We start from the raw sequence: 13,751 nt of genomic DNA, 5'->3' as shown, positions 1-13,751 counted from the left end.
GTAATCTTATTCCAAAACAAAGGAAATACAGTTACAGATAAAGCGATGACGAATATTGATACTGCAACAAATCAGTATAAAGTAGTAGACCCAAGCACTGGTAAATAATTTAACATTATATTTTAAAAACTATAGATATTATATCTATAGTTTTTTTATTATAAAAAATTATTTATAAAGATTAGTAGAGTATAAATATAAAATAAAATATTATAAAAAATTATATTATATAACATAAACTTTTTAATCAAATAAGGGAGGTTCGTACATGATGAATATTTTAAGACGAATAAGAGGATTCGTTTCCATTGAAGCAGTTGTAAGTATGTCTGCAATTTTAATCGTTGTATTTTTAGGGATAGGATTTATTAGTTATATGTATCCAAAACTAACATTGGAAAAAGAAGTACATCTTCTTGCACAGAAAGCAAAAGTGCAGGGGGGACTAACAAATCAGCAATCAGAACCGATTAATAGTGATTTAGAAATATTCTATAAGAAAATGCAAGAAAAGGGATATAAACGGGAGGATGTAAAGGTAATAGCTAAAACATATACAGGTGGATTAAATTGTATTGGTGTTACGCCTATTAATGGAGAAGGCTTGAATTACATAAAAAAAGATAGCAAAGACCCTATTGAAATTACTGTTACATTACCTGCGAATAAACAAGGGCTGTTAGGAGCATTTGCATTTTTTAATTATAAAGATAAATCAAGTAATGTTTACATTTTTAAAGAAACTGTAATGTCAGAGAGGTGGTAACAATTGAAGAAGATATGTAATCTCATTAAGAATAAAAAAGGTGTGACTTCCGTATATGTCATCCTTATTATTTCCGTATTATTACCATTAATTATGTTTCTATCTATAGATGTACCACATTACTTAGATTCAAGTAGAAAAATTAAAAATACTTTGGATAATGCAAGCTCATCTGCTATTACACTTTTAAATGACCAAAAAATATCAGAAGGTGTATTAGAAGTAGATAAGCAGGTTGCAGATGCTATGATAAAGAGAATTATAAAAAATGACTTATCTTTAGATGACAATTATATGCCTTTAAAAGGGAGTATTGTTTCTAAAAAGCCAAATATAAAAACATATGTTGTTAACAATCCAAAGGGAATTGAGACAGTTCAAACACCAATTGATAACGTAAAAATAAATAAAACAAGTGTAATTATTTATGCTGAAATACCTGTAAAAGGATTGTTCTTCACGTTTAATGAAGTGACAATGAGAAAGGTAGCAGTCAGTCAAGCTCAGTTCTAAGTTTTGTTGACTATAGTTTTTATAAAAAATATAATTGTAATGAATAAGGTACCGTATGATGCGGTACTTTTTTATTTATGGAGGTGTAAAATAGAAATGATTTTTATAGTGATTGGATTATTGGGGATGTTAGTTGGAGCTTGCATGTTATGGAGTGTAAGTAAAGTATATGAAAAATATAGTTTTAATAAAAAAGAATATGTAATGAGTGCAATTTTAAATGGTCTCTTTTATGTGCTTATCTATATGAAGTTTGGATTCATTTCTTATGCATGGCTGTTAATGATTTTATCTATTATTCTTACAGCATTATTCGTGATAGATTTCAAGTATCAAGATTTGCCTGATGGATTAAATGTAGTGGTATTCCTGTTAAGTATTGTTTATCTTGTAGTATGGAGGATAGATACCCCTATTCCTTATGTAATAACAGCTATATCTCTGTTTGTAGGGTTTTTACTCTTGGCGCTATTAACAGGTGCTTTAGGTGGAGGAGATATTAAGTTTATGGGAGCTATTGGATTGTTCTTTCATTATAATCAAATCCCTCAACTATTGATGTATGCATTCTTTACAGCATCTATATTCGCTATAGGGTTAATGATTTTTAAGAAAAGTAAAAAAGATGATATGTTTGCATTTGGACCATTCCTTATTATTGGTGTACTTGCAACGTTACTTGTATAAGTAGTCTATATGACTGCTTTTTTATTTTAATTGTTTTTTTTATAAATGGAATTTTAAAATGTTTTGTATATAGGTTTATGTTTCGGAGGGGTTTTTGTTGCTTTTTCTTTCTTTTGTTTTATAGTGTTTGTTATTCTTAATATAAGAGTATCTTGGCGATTACACTTTTAAAAGTGGTCTTTTTGACTACTTTTTATTTTTTTATAAAGGAGTCTTAAAAATCTTTTGATATATAAGTATTAAGAAAGGATATGTTTTGTATTGAGTGTTTTTAAACTTTTCTGTTTAGTCTGTTATACTTATTAATAATAGGCATTTAATGGATTTTTATGTTTGATAAGCAAGTTGACGGTAATTTTACATAATCAAAGACATATGAGGAGATGATGTATAAATGAATGGGTCATTTAAGGTGGTAGATATTTTAACAAAAAGAGTAATAAAAGTGTATTCCTATGCCACTATAACAGATAAAGAGAAAAAGAAATTAAGAGAGAACAATAACATTCTTATGTTTTGTTGTTGTGGGAAAGAGGATATAGAACAAAAAATCAGTTCAGATTTAAAAATATATAATGCCGTAAATAGGGCAGTTCATGATATAGACTGTTATAAACATCATGATTATCAACCAATTGATTATAAAAGTGGTTGGGGAGAAGAGATGCAAGATGGTAAAATAGTTTACACTGCAAATCTTGGTGGTTTAATTCCAGAGAATAAAAAGGAAACAATTCTTGTAGATGATAGGATTGGTACTACATCTAATATGGGAAATAATGCTTCAACACAAAAAGTTGAAGGTAAAGTAACAATAAGAGGGTTTTGTACAAGATTAAATCTGATGACTTGGAAGAAATACAGATATTTTCAAGCAAAAGAAAAAGTGAGTATAGAAGAGTTTGGGAAAAAGATATTTACAATGAGTAGTAAAATACAGATATCAAGTAAAAAGCAATTTTTAGGTGATTTATGGTTTAAGAAATCAAAAGTAAAAACATTGCATCCTAAAAAGGATAGCTTGTTCATCTATATGAATTATATAGATTATGAAGAGAAAGAATATGGAGTTAAGATTCAATGTGTAGACAATTTTGGCCAAAAACATTTTTTCTTTGTAGAAAAGGATGTTCTTGACGACAAATTAAAAAATGAACGAGTTATAAACGGAACTATGATTATTAGTGGATTCGTGTATCGTAAAAAACTAAACTCGGAGGTATTATACTTGGGGGAATTTAGTTTATTTAAAGTAAATAAGTATGGTTTGTTTTCAGAAAGTAGCCATGAAATAGAAGTATATGAAGAAATGACTAATAAAGGTATTCCATTTTACAAGCCATTTGAGGGGTTATTGGAGTTTAATGATTACAAAGCGGATTTTATTATTGATTCTACTAAAAAAATTGTAGGAGAAGTGTTTGGGGTAAATACAGAGGAGTATCTAATAGATAGAGAGAAAAAAATACAGCTTATGAATAATTTAAAAGATACATATGATTTTTGGTATTGGGATGCATATGCAGGGAAATCAATGCCACGGATTCCAGATGAATGGAGTAAATAGTAGTATTCTATAAATACATGCATATATTTATGATTGCTGAAGTTGAATTTGAAATATAAAAAGTTGCCATTAAAAGGGCAACTTACATGATTTTTCCGTCAAGAAGGCAACTTACATAAATAGTAAAAATTATTTATGTTATGCAATAAGTGTTTATATTATAAGAGGAAGTTGAAAATAAAGAATTGAATGATATGATTGTTTTATAAAATGAAAATAACCGCCCTACCAGTGAGCGGTTATTTTTCTAAGGCATCCGCAACTACCTTAGAAATCCTTTCTCTTCCTTAGAGAAACTGAAGTGACCCTATGGACTCTTTTCATTTTTATTATAACATGTTTGTTATAATAGAAATACAGATAGATTCATTTTAAAGTGTTTTTTGAAAGTAGGTAATATTTATGAGTCCAGTATATGCTTCTTTTTTTGTATCTATTTATGTGGGAGTAGGTATGTTGTTTATGCATTACCTTTTAAAGAAAGCGTATCATGCACAGGAAATAGAGAATGATGTGAATGAAGAAGAAAATATGTACTTAGGATTGGCAAAGATGTTTGAGAACATACAATCAATAGCAGGACATAGATTTGCAAGTATGGTATATGCAATAGGTGGCTTAATAGGGTTTCCTTTATTCATTATTTTTGTAGTTGTTGAAATGTTAATTGGTCTGCTTTCTATTTTCGAAAAAATATTTTTATCAGATATTGATAATGACAAAGAAGAAGATGAAATACACGATAAAAAGATGTAAATCAGATTAGAAGTGAATGACAAGCTCATTCGCTTCTTTTTTATTTGTAAAATAAAATTTACTAAAATATTGAAGTGGGAACAAATATGTAGTAGAATGACAATATTAATTGACTATAGTTAATGGGAAATTAACGTTTAAGATGGGAACTATAACTTTGAAATCCATGAAAACAGAAGCGATTTTACAAGAAGACGGATTCAGTAGATAATGCATTTCAACTTGCAAAACAAAGATATGAAGATGCTGAGAGGAACAGAGCTGAAAAACTACATGCATACCGTTTAGCAGATGATGAAGTGAAAATGGCATTTAGGCAGTTGGAATTACTCTGTCCTCATGAAAATATGAAAGGTATCTTCTTCAAGGAATGTGCAGACTGTAGTTATAGTAAATTTCTTTTTTAATGAATGATAGGAGAAGTGGAGTGGATAAATATGTATTTATCAGGAATGAGAAAGAAGATAACAGACCTATTAAAAATGGCAAAGGATAAATATGAGGGGGAACTTGTGCTTCTACCTTTAGGATGTGTAGAAAAAGAAATGCCTATGGATAGATATTTAATTGCCCAGGTGTTTGAAGTAAACATTGTAGAGAATTATGTAGAAATTGTCTATGATTTTGACGGATGTACAGAGTTATCTGAAGTCTTAACTGTAGAACAGTTTGATAAGCATGTAGAATTATTGGAATTAAATAATTCACTTCGAGAAATAGCTTTACGTTTACTGTTCGGAATAAAGATAGACATAAATGCATGTACGAATGATTACATTGTGGAATTCAGAGAGTCAAGATTAATAGATGAAACGCCACTGAATTATCTAATAAATAAAGGATACTACGTTCGAAAATCTATGTTAGAAAAAGATACTTATCATATTTCAAAAACGAAAAGAAAGGGGATATAAGCAATGAATAAAAGAATGAAACGTAAAACAGCGAAACGAGTAAACACGCAACGTCATGAAAAATTGTTGTCTATAATTCAAGAAATATTCACAGTAGATACGAAACTGTTTTTAAACGGATATTTTGTTTTTGATATGGGGCTCCGTTCGGTATGCCATTTCACTTTAAAAGAAACTCCTAATTGGATATATGCGATTTGGTTACTTCAGAATGATTCTTATGTTGTGTTTGGTGAACATAAGAAGTTAATTGATAAGTTTAAGCCAAGCAGAACCTATGTAAGTTTTGATAATCATGTGGGTGATTTTTTAAATCAAGTTAAAAATATTGAAGAGAATCCTAAATTGTATTTTGTAGATTCTTTGACATATGGAGATGTATTGAAGAATTTTAAAAATGATAAAGAAGGTCAGGAAAAGTTTGCACATGAGAAATATGAAGAATTCATGAAAGAGGAAGAAATTCATAAAGGTAACGTTGAGGCTGATAAAAAGTATGCGTTTGATTTCTTTAAAAAACTGCCAAATAAGTTCAAAGAAATCGTTGCAATTGGTGTTGTTGATAGAAACGAAAAGGGAATAAGTTGTTATCCAAGATATGATATTGGGATTGTTGTAAATCCTAACATGACTGATGAAGAATTTGATGCATTTTATGATGAAGTAGACAAGTTTATTGCAGATTCTGTTTATTCGAAAGAAAGAAAAACACATGAGCATCAATTTGATTTATATGGATGTTACGATGATTTGAAAGATGTTAAACAAGCTGATTATAAATTTTATAAAACTAAGTATGAGGGGGGATGAAGGTAATTATGAAATTAAATAATGGAAGTACATTAAATGTGTCAGGAGACTGTGGATATGAAAGAAGTATTAGATGTATTAAAGAAGAAAGAAGCTGAAATAAAAGAATCAATTGATTCCTGCAAAACTGTTGGTGTTAAAAGTTTTTTTGAAGGTGAAATGAAAGGTATCCAAAAAGCAATTAAGGTCATTGAAGAATTTTTAGAAAAAGAAATAAAATTCGAAGCTGAAAAGATAGAAGAGGGACCATATGGTGGAACATCTACCATAATGAGTACATTACCTGTAGGAACGAAATTTCATGTGTGTAATGGTCACTGGAATGGAGAAATTGGTGAGGAAAATGGTATGAAATATGTATTTTGTCATGGTGAAGCAGTTATGAATCTCTCAAGAGAACCTGATTGGATGTTGGACATTAATATAAAAAGAATCTTTAGAAATAAAAATGAAATTGAAGAAGAGCTAAAAGAAAAAAGGAAAGAATTAAGTCAATTGCGTTTAAAAGTATCACCATTAAATAGACAAGTTTATTTAATGGAATGTGCAATAGGTGAATTGGAAGAAGAGAAAATGAAGTTTATTAATTTATGATTTTGAATTTTAAACAGAAATGATGGGTTTTGAATGCAATTAGTAATTCATTTGAAGCATGATGGATTTTCGGTAATTGATTCTGATGATAATGAAACAATGATGCAAGTTTTTAATGCATTCAAGAAGTTAATTTTAATAGAAAAGGTAATTATGTTTCTGCTAATGTGGTTATTTCTTATAATGAAATCAAATTTGTAGAGCTTAATGGGATTTAAAAAACCTTTATCTGGGAGAGAAGGAGAATGCGAAATGAAAACCAGAGAGTTGCATATTTTAATTGCGGAGCAGGTAATGGGATGGAAAGTAGAGACTGCACCTGATGGAACTGAATTTTTTGATACAGGTATTTTCTGTGGGGGAAGAGATATAGACGATGTTGGAATCCTTGAAAAAGATAATCTAAATGTATTTAAACCAACTAAGAAGCTACAGGATGCCTGGTTAGTAATTGAGAAAATGCGAAAGGATTATCATTTCAACTTCTCGTTAACTACACCAGAAGAAGGTTCTTTAAAAACAAAATGCTATTTTCAATTAGGTGACATTGAAGTGAGTGCTGTCTGTGAAACTGTACAAATGGCTATCTGTAAGTCTGCACTGTTGGCAATTAATGCCTTAACAAAATCAGTATTGAATGGAAAAGAGGAATGAAAGATGGAAGAACAAAAGGAGTTAGTCGCTATAAATGAAGATGATAAGGCAATTGCTTTAAAAGGATTAGAAGATTTATATTTTTCAGCAAAACAAATGCACGAATGGTTATCAAAAGACAAGTTAACGGAAGAAGCAAAAGGGCTGTTTATCTCTTTATCCGAAAGTTATATCACAGATGTAGCAAAAGCAACAAACTATGAATCTGATTTAGCAAAGGAAAGAGAGAGACGAAGTGCTGACCTTAGAAATGCAAATTTACGTATTAGAGAATTAAAACAACAGATGGCTGAAATGAAGCCTGTTGATGGTTTGAAAGAGCAACTTCATTCATTAACCAATACAATTAAAGACTGGTGGAGAGAACTTGGATTTAATTATATTTCTGAAATGACTTTCACTGATTATGGTGGATTAAATGTGAAGTTTGCTTTTAGTTTGAATCGTCGTAGCAGAAGAAAAAAAGAAGCCGTAGATAAGATACAGCAACTACGTGATAAAGGATTCGTTCTTATGAAGGAAGGTAACGAATTGCAATTAGCGGATAATGATACGAATAAGAAATTACTAATAAACTTGTTAGAAGAAAGGTTCCCAAGTATACAAATAGAACGAATAGAGGCTTCTTTCGAAAGAGATAATCAAGAATCTTATATCGAATCAGTTAAAGCATATATTGGAGAGTTACATGAAATTTAACAGAAAATGAACATATTAAATAAGTGAAATAGAGGAATGAAAGATGGAATCAAATCTTATTACATTTAGTCTACTGCTAAAAGAACTTGAATTTGGAATTGATTTAGGGTGTGTAATAGATGCACCAGATGGTAAAGACGTGATTGTAAGAGAAATATCAAGTGTCAAATATACAACTGATAATCAAGTCGAAATACGAATCGTAGGTGAATATCTCTGGAATAGAAAGCATAAGTAGAAAGAAGGAAAATATATGGATTTAATAAATGAATTTAAAAATACATTCAAAATGAAAGTAGATTGGGAGAATGATGGCGTATATGCATTATCTAATGAATGTATTTGTCTTATGTATATTGAACCTCATGAAGGAACGGACTGGAAATATCTAATAAGAATCGACTACCGAAAAACTTTTGAAAGATGGTCTGCCACATGGTATGAACATGAAATTGCAGATATTACAGATGAAAATAAAGTTAAAGATTTAATGCACGATATAAAGATTATTATCGAATATGAAAATAAAGTTGTTGCAAAAATTTCTAACGATAAGGAAGGTAATGATTTTTATTATGAATTAAATGAAGCGGTCTTAGAAGAAATGCCATTGACTATTTAAGAATAATGAGGTTATCTTCATAACCTTGCTGAAGCGGAGGGGGGATAGAATGGAGAAAGAAACAATGAGGTTTCATGCTGAAGATGTCTTATATAAAGTGGAGAAAAAGAAAGATAAATATTTTCAAATCTATAAATGTAAGAGTGGGATAAAAGAGCCCATCACTCATAGAGAAAGCTTTAGAAGTGCTTGTAAGGTAGCTAAACTATTAGCGGATACATATACTGAAGGCTATGAATCAGGTAAAGATTATGGAATATCAGTTTATGGTTGGGGTATTACGGGCGGTTCTTAAAAGAAGTGGTTTACTAAATATTGTTTGAATAGGAGCGAGTATAAGATGTGCAAATTTAATAAAGCGTGGATTGGTATTTGTAAGGAAAAGAACGAAGAAGGACAAACATACTGTAAGGAACATAAAGAAATGACTTGTTCTGTTTGTGGAGAGCAAGCTACGCATGATTGTGCTGAAACAAACCAATTTGTATGTGGAACTAACCTCTGTGATAAAGAAGAGTGTAAACTGCAACATTTTTATCAAGCACATGGGTATGCGTTTTTCTCAATTATTGGGTTGGAAGAGAAACTAAATCTATTACCATTCAAAATTGTGGTTTCTAAAGTGAACTATGGGTCAGGGGAATTAGAACAGTGGATGAATGAAAAATATAAAGATAGACTGGAAGTATTACTTATGACATTTGGAGAAAATAATCAAATTTCATTCCATCGAGCAAGCTTTATGCAATCTATTAAGAAAAAAGAGGATATCCAACAACTCTTTAAGCATTCTTTCTATGAAAACGAAGTCAATCAAAAAGGTGTCTACTATTCTTCTGAAGCTATTCTTTTGGAACAGAAATATGAATCTTTTGATATGAATCAATTAGAAAGGGTTATTTAATTTGAAAATTAATCTAAGAAAGGGATGTGCTAAATGGAAACTAAAAAGTTAAATGCATCGGAAAGAGAACAACTAAGCTTTCAAGTAGGATTTATTATGGCGGCCATTGATTATAATATGGTGAATTGTGACGTAGTAGAAGGATTTGAAACAATTTGCAAGGAGATTATATTAGATAAGGGGTTTATTCAAAAGGGAATGCAACACTATGCAACAGAAAGCAATTTGATTATTGGTCATGAAGACATGCAGAATATTTTAAATGAATATGAAATGAAGGAATGACAGGCATTTTCTAAGGAAGATGCTTTTTTTATTTTATTTTAAGTAAAATAAAATTTACAAATTAATAATCATGTCATATACTATAGTTAATGAAAAAATATTATTAAAGAAACTTAACGACATTACAAGGGAGTTGAATAAGGTGAGAGACTTGTTTTTAGTTGAAGTGAAACATGATGAATTTATGTTTAACGGCAAAGAATTTCAGTTAATGAAAGAAAATGCTATTTCCAATGACCAATATCTTGCATATGTAGAAAATACAGAAGACATCAAGGCACTATTAGTAGAGCATCAACCTCATTATTATTATGAGCTTCCTAATAATCCACTACCAGGTGATTCTGAATGTCAGTCTCAAATTTGTTCAGTTATAAACATTTCAGATGATGGTGGTAGCCCGCTATTACAAAGTTTTAGTCAATTAGATAGTTTTCTATCTAAAGTTTCACAAGGAAAAAGTGCAGTTATTAAAATGCGTTAATTCGAGGAGGAGTAATTATGGTAGTAGTAACAGACAGATGGATTGAAAATGGTGAAAAGGTTGTTTTGTTAGAACCTGTTTCAGTAATGAAAGAAGATACGTTTGAACATGCAGTTGCATTTGCAAATAGAAAAAAAGATGTAGATACGTTTTGTTTACGATTAAACGAAGGGACTCTAATTTTCAAAAGTGACGTTACGATTGAAACTTTAAGAGAATTATATAGTGACCTGAATCGAAAAGATGAATTGATTCAGCAAGGATGGGAACTGTTGGATGTTAAATTCAACGTATATCTATTTGGTAATGAAAATGGTATTGAACATCCAGTACAATCAATGAGCGAAACAACAGCTTGGTTACAATTATATAGTGAATTACAAGAAAGAATTTTTGAGACATGTGAAACAGATTGTATTGTATCAGTTGCCTAAAAAAACTAATTTTCGAGGTGAGAGTATGCGTAGCAGAGAACGAAAAATAGAAGAATTTAGAGAAGGTATTGAGAAATTCGAGAAGTCACCCCGTAATGCAGATGATTACATGGGGTTAATGCTAAGTATCCGCAAAGCTTCAAGTTTTGGGGATGGACTGGTGTATTCAGCACTTAGAAAAGAAATAGAAGAAGTTTTAAAGAATATGAGGGGTCACGATTTTAATCATGAGAAAGGATGAGGAACTTGAAAGAAGGCATTATTTATAAAGTTTTATCGGCAAAAAAAGTAGATGTATATCATTATCACGGTTCTTGGTTCGAGTATACATGGAAATTAAAGTTGATGGATGATAATGGGGAAATTATTGAATGTAAAGAAGATACATGGGACGATTTCAAAAGTTTAGATGGCAAAAATATTCTTAAGAAAAAGTCATGTTCCGTGTTTGGTGTAGCAACAATAGAATCCAACGAATAAAAAAACGTCTGTAAAAGGAATGAAGATGGGATGAAGGTCGAACAAGTCGCTGAAATTATAGATGCAAATGCAAGAATGGCATATAAACATGCTTATAGTGGTGGAACTCATAAGTCAGAAGAACAGAGAAAGAGAATGGAGCAGGTAGAGGTTAATGACTTAGTTACTGTGACTTTATCCAGTCATGTTTCTGCTATCAATCGGGTGGGGTATTTACGAAAAAGATTTCAGGATAAACAAAAGAATGAATGTTATTTAATTGAGCGTTTAAATGGTGAAGTTGCTGAATGGTCGGATTGTAAATTGATTAAAGTATATGAATCATATGTTTTTTAATTAATGATAAAAGGTGGTATTTATGATGATAAAAAAATACGGTTTCAACTGGAAAGAAATCACTGTGCCTGAAATTAAAAATCATTTGGGTAAAAAAGATTTAATGTGTTTGACGGAAGACGATTGCTTTTTTATAGAAACAACAGATGTTGCACCCGATTATATTCGATTTGACATGTTATTACATGGTAAGTGGTATATAAAAATTGCTTGTAAAAAAGAAGATGTTGAATCCGAGGGGTTCGAAAATGAATGATTTGGTAACAAAATACTTATCAAAGATGGGTTTAACGGGAACGGAAGTTTTTAGTCAGTCGGAATCAAATCAATTAATGAATAAACATGTGATTGGGTTATATAGGGGGCATGTATCATTGACAGAAGATAAGGATTTTACAGCCCATGAAATTGCGGAAAAGCTTTCTTTCATAGAAGATGAATGGATAAGAAAGTTTGATGAAGCTTGGGATGAAGTATTTAGTGAGTAATTAATAGAAAATGTTTTATTTTAGTAGATTTTGAATTTTAGCAAGAAATGGAGAGATAAAAATGGGTAATACGTATGAATTATTAGCAGTTCGTTATCGTGAAAAAGAAGAGGATGGAATAATGAGACGTGAGTTCATCCCTGATGAAAAGGTTGAAGCAGAAGCATTTGAAAAAGATTTAAAAGAAAAAGGGTATGCGTTTGTGGAACTGACAACTGTAGTGGCAAGAAGAAGTTAAAACCAAATAAAATTGTTATTTGATAGAAATGGGGAATGAGTCATGGAAACATTAGATGCACCAATTTATGAGGTTAGTAAAGAGAGTGATTGGTATAAGTCAGCAATAAAAAGAAAATATGATATAAATCATTTTTTTAAGTCTTTTAAAGAAAAATATGGAACAAATAAAGGATTCGTGTTTTATCATTCAGATTTCTTTGGGGTTCGAATGGGGACTGAAGCTTATGAATTGTTTAAAGATGCAGTTTTGAAAAATCCAAAAGAAAAAGATTTTTATCCATTTAAGAAACGTTCAAAATATTATAAAGAAATCAAAGCACTTATTGAACAAATTGAAGACATTTGTCCTTTTAAAGCTCATGATGTTTTTGGGACGAATAACTTTTCTGGCAGTCAGTGGGTAGGAGATAGATGGTTCTTCGGAGTTAATAATGAGGAATATGTAAAGAGCACTGAAGTTATTCCAGTTGATTTCAAAGAGTATTTGAAGGCAGTAATGGAGACGTTAGATTAATTAGAGTAGTATTATGGATTATAAATTTTAATGAAAATTTTGAAAAAAATATTTAGCAAAGAGGGATTTGAAATGGAAGAAAAATTACAAGGAGAACAATTGTATTGGAATATGAATGGAAATTTTGGAGCGTGGACTTCAATTTTAAAATTAATTAAAGAAAATAAGGTGGAGTCTTTAGATGACTTATATCATCTGGGAATAATGCAATTGGAACATCTTCATGAAAAAATGAAAGAAATTGAACCAAGTAGTTTAGAAGACTAATTAGATATTTAATTTCATAGAAACGTAGGGATGAAAATGGAACTTCATTATTGGGAAAAACAGCTAATTTTATATACAAAAGGACATTATAAACGCATTGATTACAAAAAAGATATACAGTTGTTTACAGCTAAATTGTATGCTTTGAGTTTAGAGGATGTAGGTTTCAAAAGTGTTTTGCATATGGTATTAGATGTATACGAAACGTTGTGTGATAACGGGTATATCAGTTTCAATTTTAAAACGTTTATTTCTACTCTTTTAAGGGAATCTGCTTTTAAAAGCGAAGACCATAAGATTGATGAGTATGATATTTTACATAAATTATTAGCGGAAATTCAAAATATTCCTGTCTTGAGCAAAGGGTTAGATTTGGGGGAAGCTGACGCTAAATTGTTAGAGGAAATAATGACAGATATTTGTAGGAAAGTAGGTAATTAAGTTGGATAGAGAACGTTGGGTTATTAAAACGAATAAAGGACGATATGTAGGAATTCCTTTTATTTTAAGTAGTGGGCTTAAAAGTTTTTTAGATGAAAAACCAGTTTGGAATAAAACGAGAACCTATCATACACGAGCAGAAGCAGAAGCAGAAGCAGGTTTAGCGAAATATCTATCGCCAGCAAATAATCATTATGTCGATAAATACTCTTTTGAAGAAGGGGAAAAGTTAGATGGTGTGGAGAGAGTGTTTGTTTAAATTAAACAAAAATGTATTTTAATGCAATTTAAATTTT

Annotated in this window: 28 protein-coding genes; all 28 read left to right on the top strand. The window is 30.4% G+C overall.

The genetic code is table 11. From position 1 onward, the window contains the following. Positions 1-268: 268 nt before the first annotated feature. The 28 genes from MR160_RS30150 to MR160_RS30015 all read left to right on the top strand — a co-directional run bounded on the left by MR160_RS30150 (position 269) and on the right by MR160_RS30015 (position 13,714). Positions 269-766: a hypothetical protein gene (locus tag MR160_RS30150; protein WP_242298944.1), complete on the top strand. Its 498-nt coding sequence runs from the start codon at positions 269-271 to the stop codon at positions 764-766. Between the two features lie 3 nt (positions 767-769). Beyond that, positions 770-1,279: a cobalt ABC transporter permease gene (locus MR160_RS30145; protein WP_242298943.1), complete on the top strand. Its 510-nt coding sequence runs from the start codon at positions 770-772 to the stop codon at positions 1,277-1,279. 96 nt (positions 1,280-1,375) lie between these two features. Next, positions 1,376-1,966, top strand: a complete 591-nt coding sequence (locus MR160_RS30140) for a prepilin peptidase (protein ID WP_242298942.1) — start codon at positions 1,376-1,378, stop codon at positions 1,964-1,966. Positions 1,967-2,360: 394 nt separating this feature from the next. Next, the gene (locus MR160_RS30135; protein WP_061662379.1) at positions 2,361-3,533 is read left to right on the top strand and encodes a hypothetical protein; all 1,173 of its coding nucleotides are present in this window, start codon (positions 2,361-2,363) and stop codon (positions 3,531-3,533) included. Between the two features lie 402 nt (positions 3,534-3,935). Further along, the gene (locus tag MR160_RS30130) at positions 3,936-4,289 is read left to right on the top strand and encodes a hypothetical protein (RefSeq protein WP_061662380.1); all 354 of its coding nucleotides are present in this window, start codon (positions 3,936-3,938) and stop codon (positions 4,287-4,289) included. Positions 4,290-4,711: 422 nt separating this feature from the next. Further along, positions 4,712-5,203, top strand: coding sequence for a hypothetical protein (locus tag MR160_RS30125; protein ID WP_242298941.1), 492 nt, complete (start codon positions 4,712-4,714; stop codon positions 5,201-5,203). Positions 5,204-5,206: 3 nt separating this feature from the next. After that, positions 5,207-6,013 (top strand): hypothetical protein, encoded by an 807-nt coding sequence (locus tag MR160_RS30120; RefSeq protein ID WP_242298940.1) that lies wholly within the window; start codon positions 5,207-5,209, stop codon positions 6,011-6,013. Between the two features lie 57 nt (positions 6,014-6,070). Further along, positions 6,071-6,607 carry a hypothetical protein gene (locus MR160_RS30115; RefSeq protein WP_242298939.1) on the top strand — a complete coding sequence of 179 codons (537 nt, stop codon included), beginning with the start codon at positions 6,071-6,073 and terminating at the stop codon, positions 6,605-6,607. Between the two features lie 33 nt (positions 6,608-6,640). Continuing rightward, complete coding sequence (locus MR160_RS30110; protein ID WP_242298938.1) at positions 6,641-6,808, top strand: hypothetical protein; 168 nt, start codon at positions 6,641-6,643, stop codon at positions 6,806-6,808. A gap of 51 nt (positions 6,809-6,859) precedes the next feature. Continuing rightward, a complete protein-coding gene (locus tag MR160_RS30105) occupies positions 6,860-7,261 on the top strand; it encodes a BC1872 family protein (protein WP_098297415.1) in 402 nt (133 codons plus the stop codon). A 3-nt stretch (positions 7,262-7,264) separates the two neighbouring features. Then, complete coding sequence (locus tag MR160_RS30100) at positions 7,265-7,960, top strand: hypothetical protein (RefSeq protein ID WP_242298937.1); 696 nt, start codon at positions 7,265-7,267, stop codon at positions 7,958-7,960. A 43-nt stretch (positions 7,961-8,003) separates the two neighbouring features. Further along, the gene (locus tag MR160_RS30095; protein ID WP_242298936.1) at positions 8,004-8,198 is read left to right on the top strand and encodes a hypothetical protein; all 195 of its coding nucleotides are present in this window, start codon (positions 8,004-8,006) and stop codon (positions 8,196-8,198) included. A 15-nt stretch (positions 8,199-8,213) separates the two neighbouring features. Then, entirely contained in the window at positions 8,214-8,582 is a 369-nt protein-coding gene (locus MR160_RS30090; protein ID WP_242298935.1) for a hypothetical protein, read from the top strand. A gap of 49 nt (positions 8,583-8,631) precedes the next feature. Continuing rightward, a complete protein-coding gene (locus MR160_RS30085) occupies positions 8,632-8,877 on the top strand; it encodes a hypothetical protein (protein WP_242298934.1) in 246 nt (81 codons plus the stop codon). Positions 8,878-8,922: 45 nt separating this feature from the next. Further along, positions 8,923-9,486 (top strand): hypothetical protein, encoded by a 564-nt coding sequence (locus tag MR160_RS30080; RefSeq protein WP_242298933.1) that lies wholly within the window; start codon positions 8,923-8,925, stop codon positions 9,484-9,486. A gap of 33 nt (positions 9,487-9,519) precedes the next feature. After that, a complete protein-coding gene (locus MR160_RS30075; RefSeq protein ID WP_242298932.1) occupies positions 9,520-9,771 on the top strand; it encodes a hypothetical protein in 252 nt (83 codons plus the stop codon). A gap of 142 nt (positions 9,772-9,913) precedes the next feature. After that, positions 9,914-10,255, top strand: a complete 342-nt coding sequence (locus MR160_RS30070; protein ID WP_242298931.1) for a hypothetical protein — start codon at positions 9,914-9,916, stop codon at positions 10,253-10,255. Between the two features lie 17 nt (positions 10,256-10,272). Continuing rightward, the gene (locus tag MR160_RS30065) at positions 10,273-10,689 is read left to right on the top strand and encodes a hypothetical protein (RefSeq protein WP_242298930.1); all 417 of its coding nucleotides are present in this window, start codon (positions 10,273-10,275) and stop codon (positions 10,687-10,689) included. Positions 10,690-10,714: 25 nt separating this feature from the next. Beyond that, on the top strand, positions 10,715-10,930 hold the full coding sequence (locus MR160_RS30060; protein WP_242298929.1) for a hypothetical protein: 216 nt from the start codon (positions 10,715-10,717) through the stop codon (positions 10,928-10,930). Then, positions 10,927-11,169: a hypothetical protein gene (locus MR160_RS30055; protein ID WP_242298928.1), complete on the top strand. Its 243-nt coding sequence runs from the start codon at positions 10,927-10,929 to the stop codon at positions 11,167-11,169. The genes MR160_RS30060 and MR160_RS30055 overlap by 4 nt, the downstream gene beginning before the upstream one ends. Before the next feature lie 30 nt (positions 11,170-11,199). After that, complete coding sequence (locus MR160_RS30050) at positions 11,200-11,505, top strand: hypothetical protein (RefSeq protein ID WP_242298927.1); 306 nt, start codon at positions 11,200-11,202, stop codon at positions 11,503-11,505. A gap of 22 nt (positions 11,506-11,527) precedes the next feature. Next, positions 11,528-11,761, top strand: a complete 234-nt coding sequence (locus tag MR160_RS30045) for a hypothetical protein (RefSeq protein ID WP_242298926.1) — start codon at positions 11,528-11,530, stop codon at positions 11,759-11,761. Further along, positions 11,754-11,993, top strand: coding sequence for a hypothetical protein (locus MR160_RS30040; RefSeq protein ID WP_242298925.1), 240 nt, complete (start codon positions 11,754-11,756; stop codon positions 11,991-11,993). The genes MR160_RS30045 and MR160_RS30040 overlap by 8 nt, the downstream gene beginning before the upstream one ends. Positions 11,994-12,054: 61 nt before the next feature. Next, complete coding sequence (locus MR160_RS30035; RefSeq protein WP_242298924.1) at positions 12,055-12,231, top strand: hypothetical protein; 177 nt, start codon at positions 12,055-12,057, stop codon at positions 12,229-12,231. Between the two features lie 42 nt (positions 12,232-12,273). Continuing rightward, entirely contained in the window at positions 12,274-12,747 is a 474-nt protein-coding gene (locus MR160_RS30030) for a hypothetical protein (protein WP_242298923.1), read from the top strand. A gap of 72 nt (positions 12,748-12,819) precedes the next feature. Next, positions 12,820-13,014 carry a hypothetical protein gene (locus tag MR160_RS30025; protein WP_242298922.1) on the top strand — a complete coding sequence of 65 codons (195 nt, stop codon included), beginning with the start codon at positions 12,820-12,822 and terminating at the stop codon, positions 13,012-13,014. Positions 13,015-13,050: 36 nt separating this feature from the next. Then, positions 13,051-13,455: a hypothetical protein gene (locus tag MR160_RS30020; protein WP_242298921.1), complete on the top strand. Its 405-nt coding sequence runs from the start codon at positions 13,051-13,053 to the stop codon at positions 13,453-13,455. Position 13,456: 1 nt separating this feature from the next. Beyond that, positions 13,457-13,714 (top strand): hypothetical protein, encoded by a 258-nt coding sequence (locus MR160_RS30015; protein WP_242298920.1) that lies wholly within the window; start codon positions 13,457-13,459, stop codon positions 13,712-13,714. The last annotated feature ends 37 nt before the right edge of the window (positions 13,715-13,751 follow it).

The sequence above is a fragment of the Bacillus cereus group sp. BfR-BA-01382 genome, assembly GCF_022663475.1.
In the GTDB taxonomy this organism is placed as follows: Bacteria; Bacillota; Bacilli; order Bacillales; family Bacillaceae_G; genus Bacillus_A; species Bacillus_A thuringiensis_S.
The sequence above is the reverse complement of the archived record's forward strand: the minus strand, read 5'-3'. Positions and strand labels throughout refer to the sequence as shown.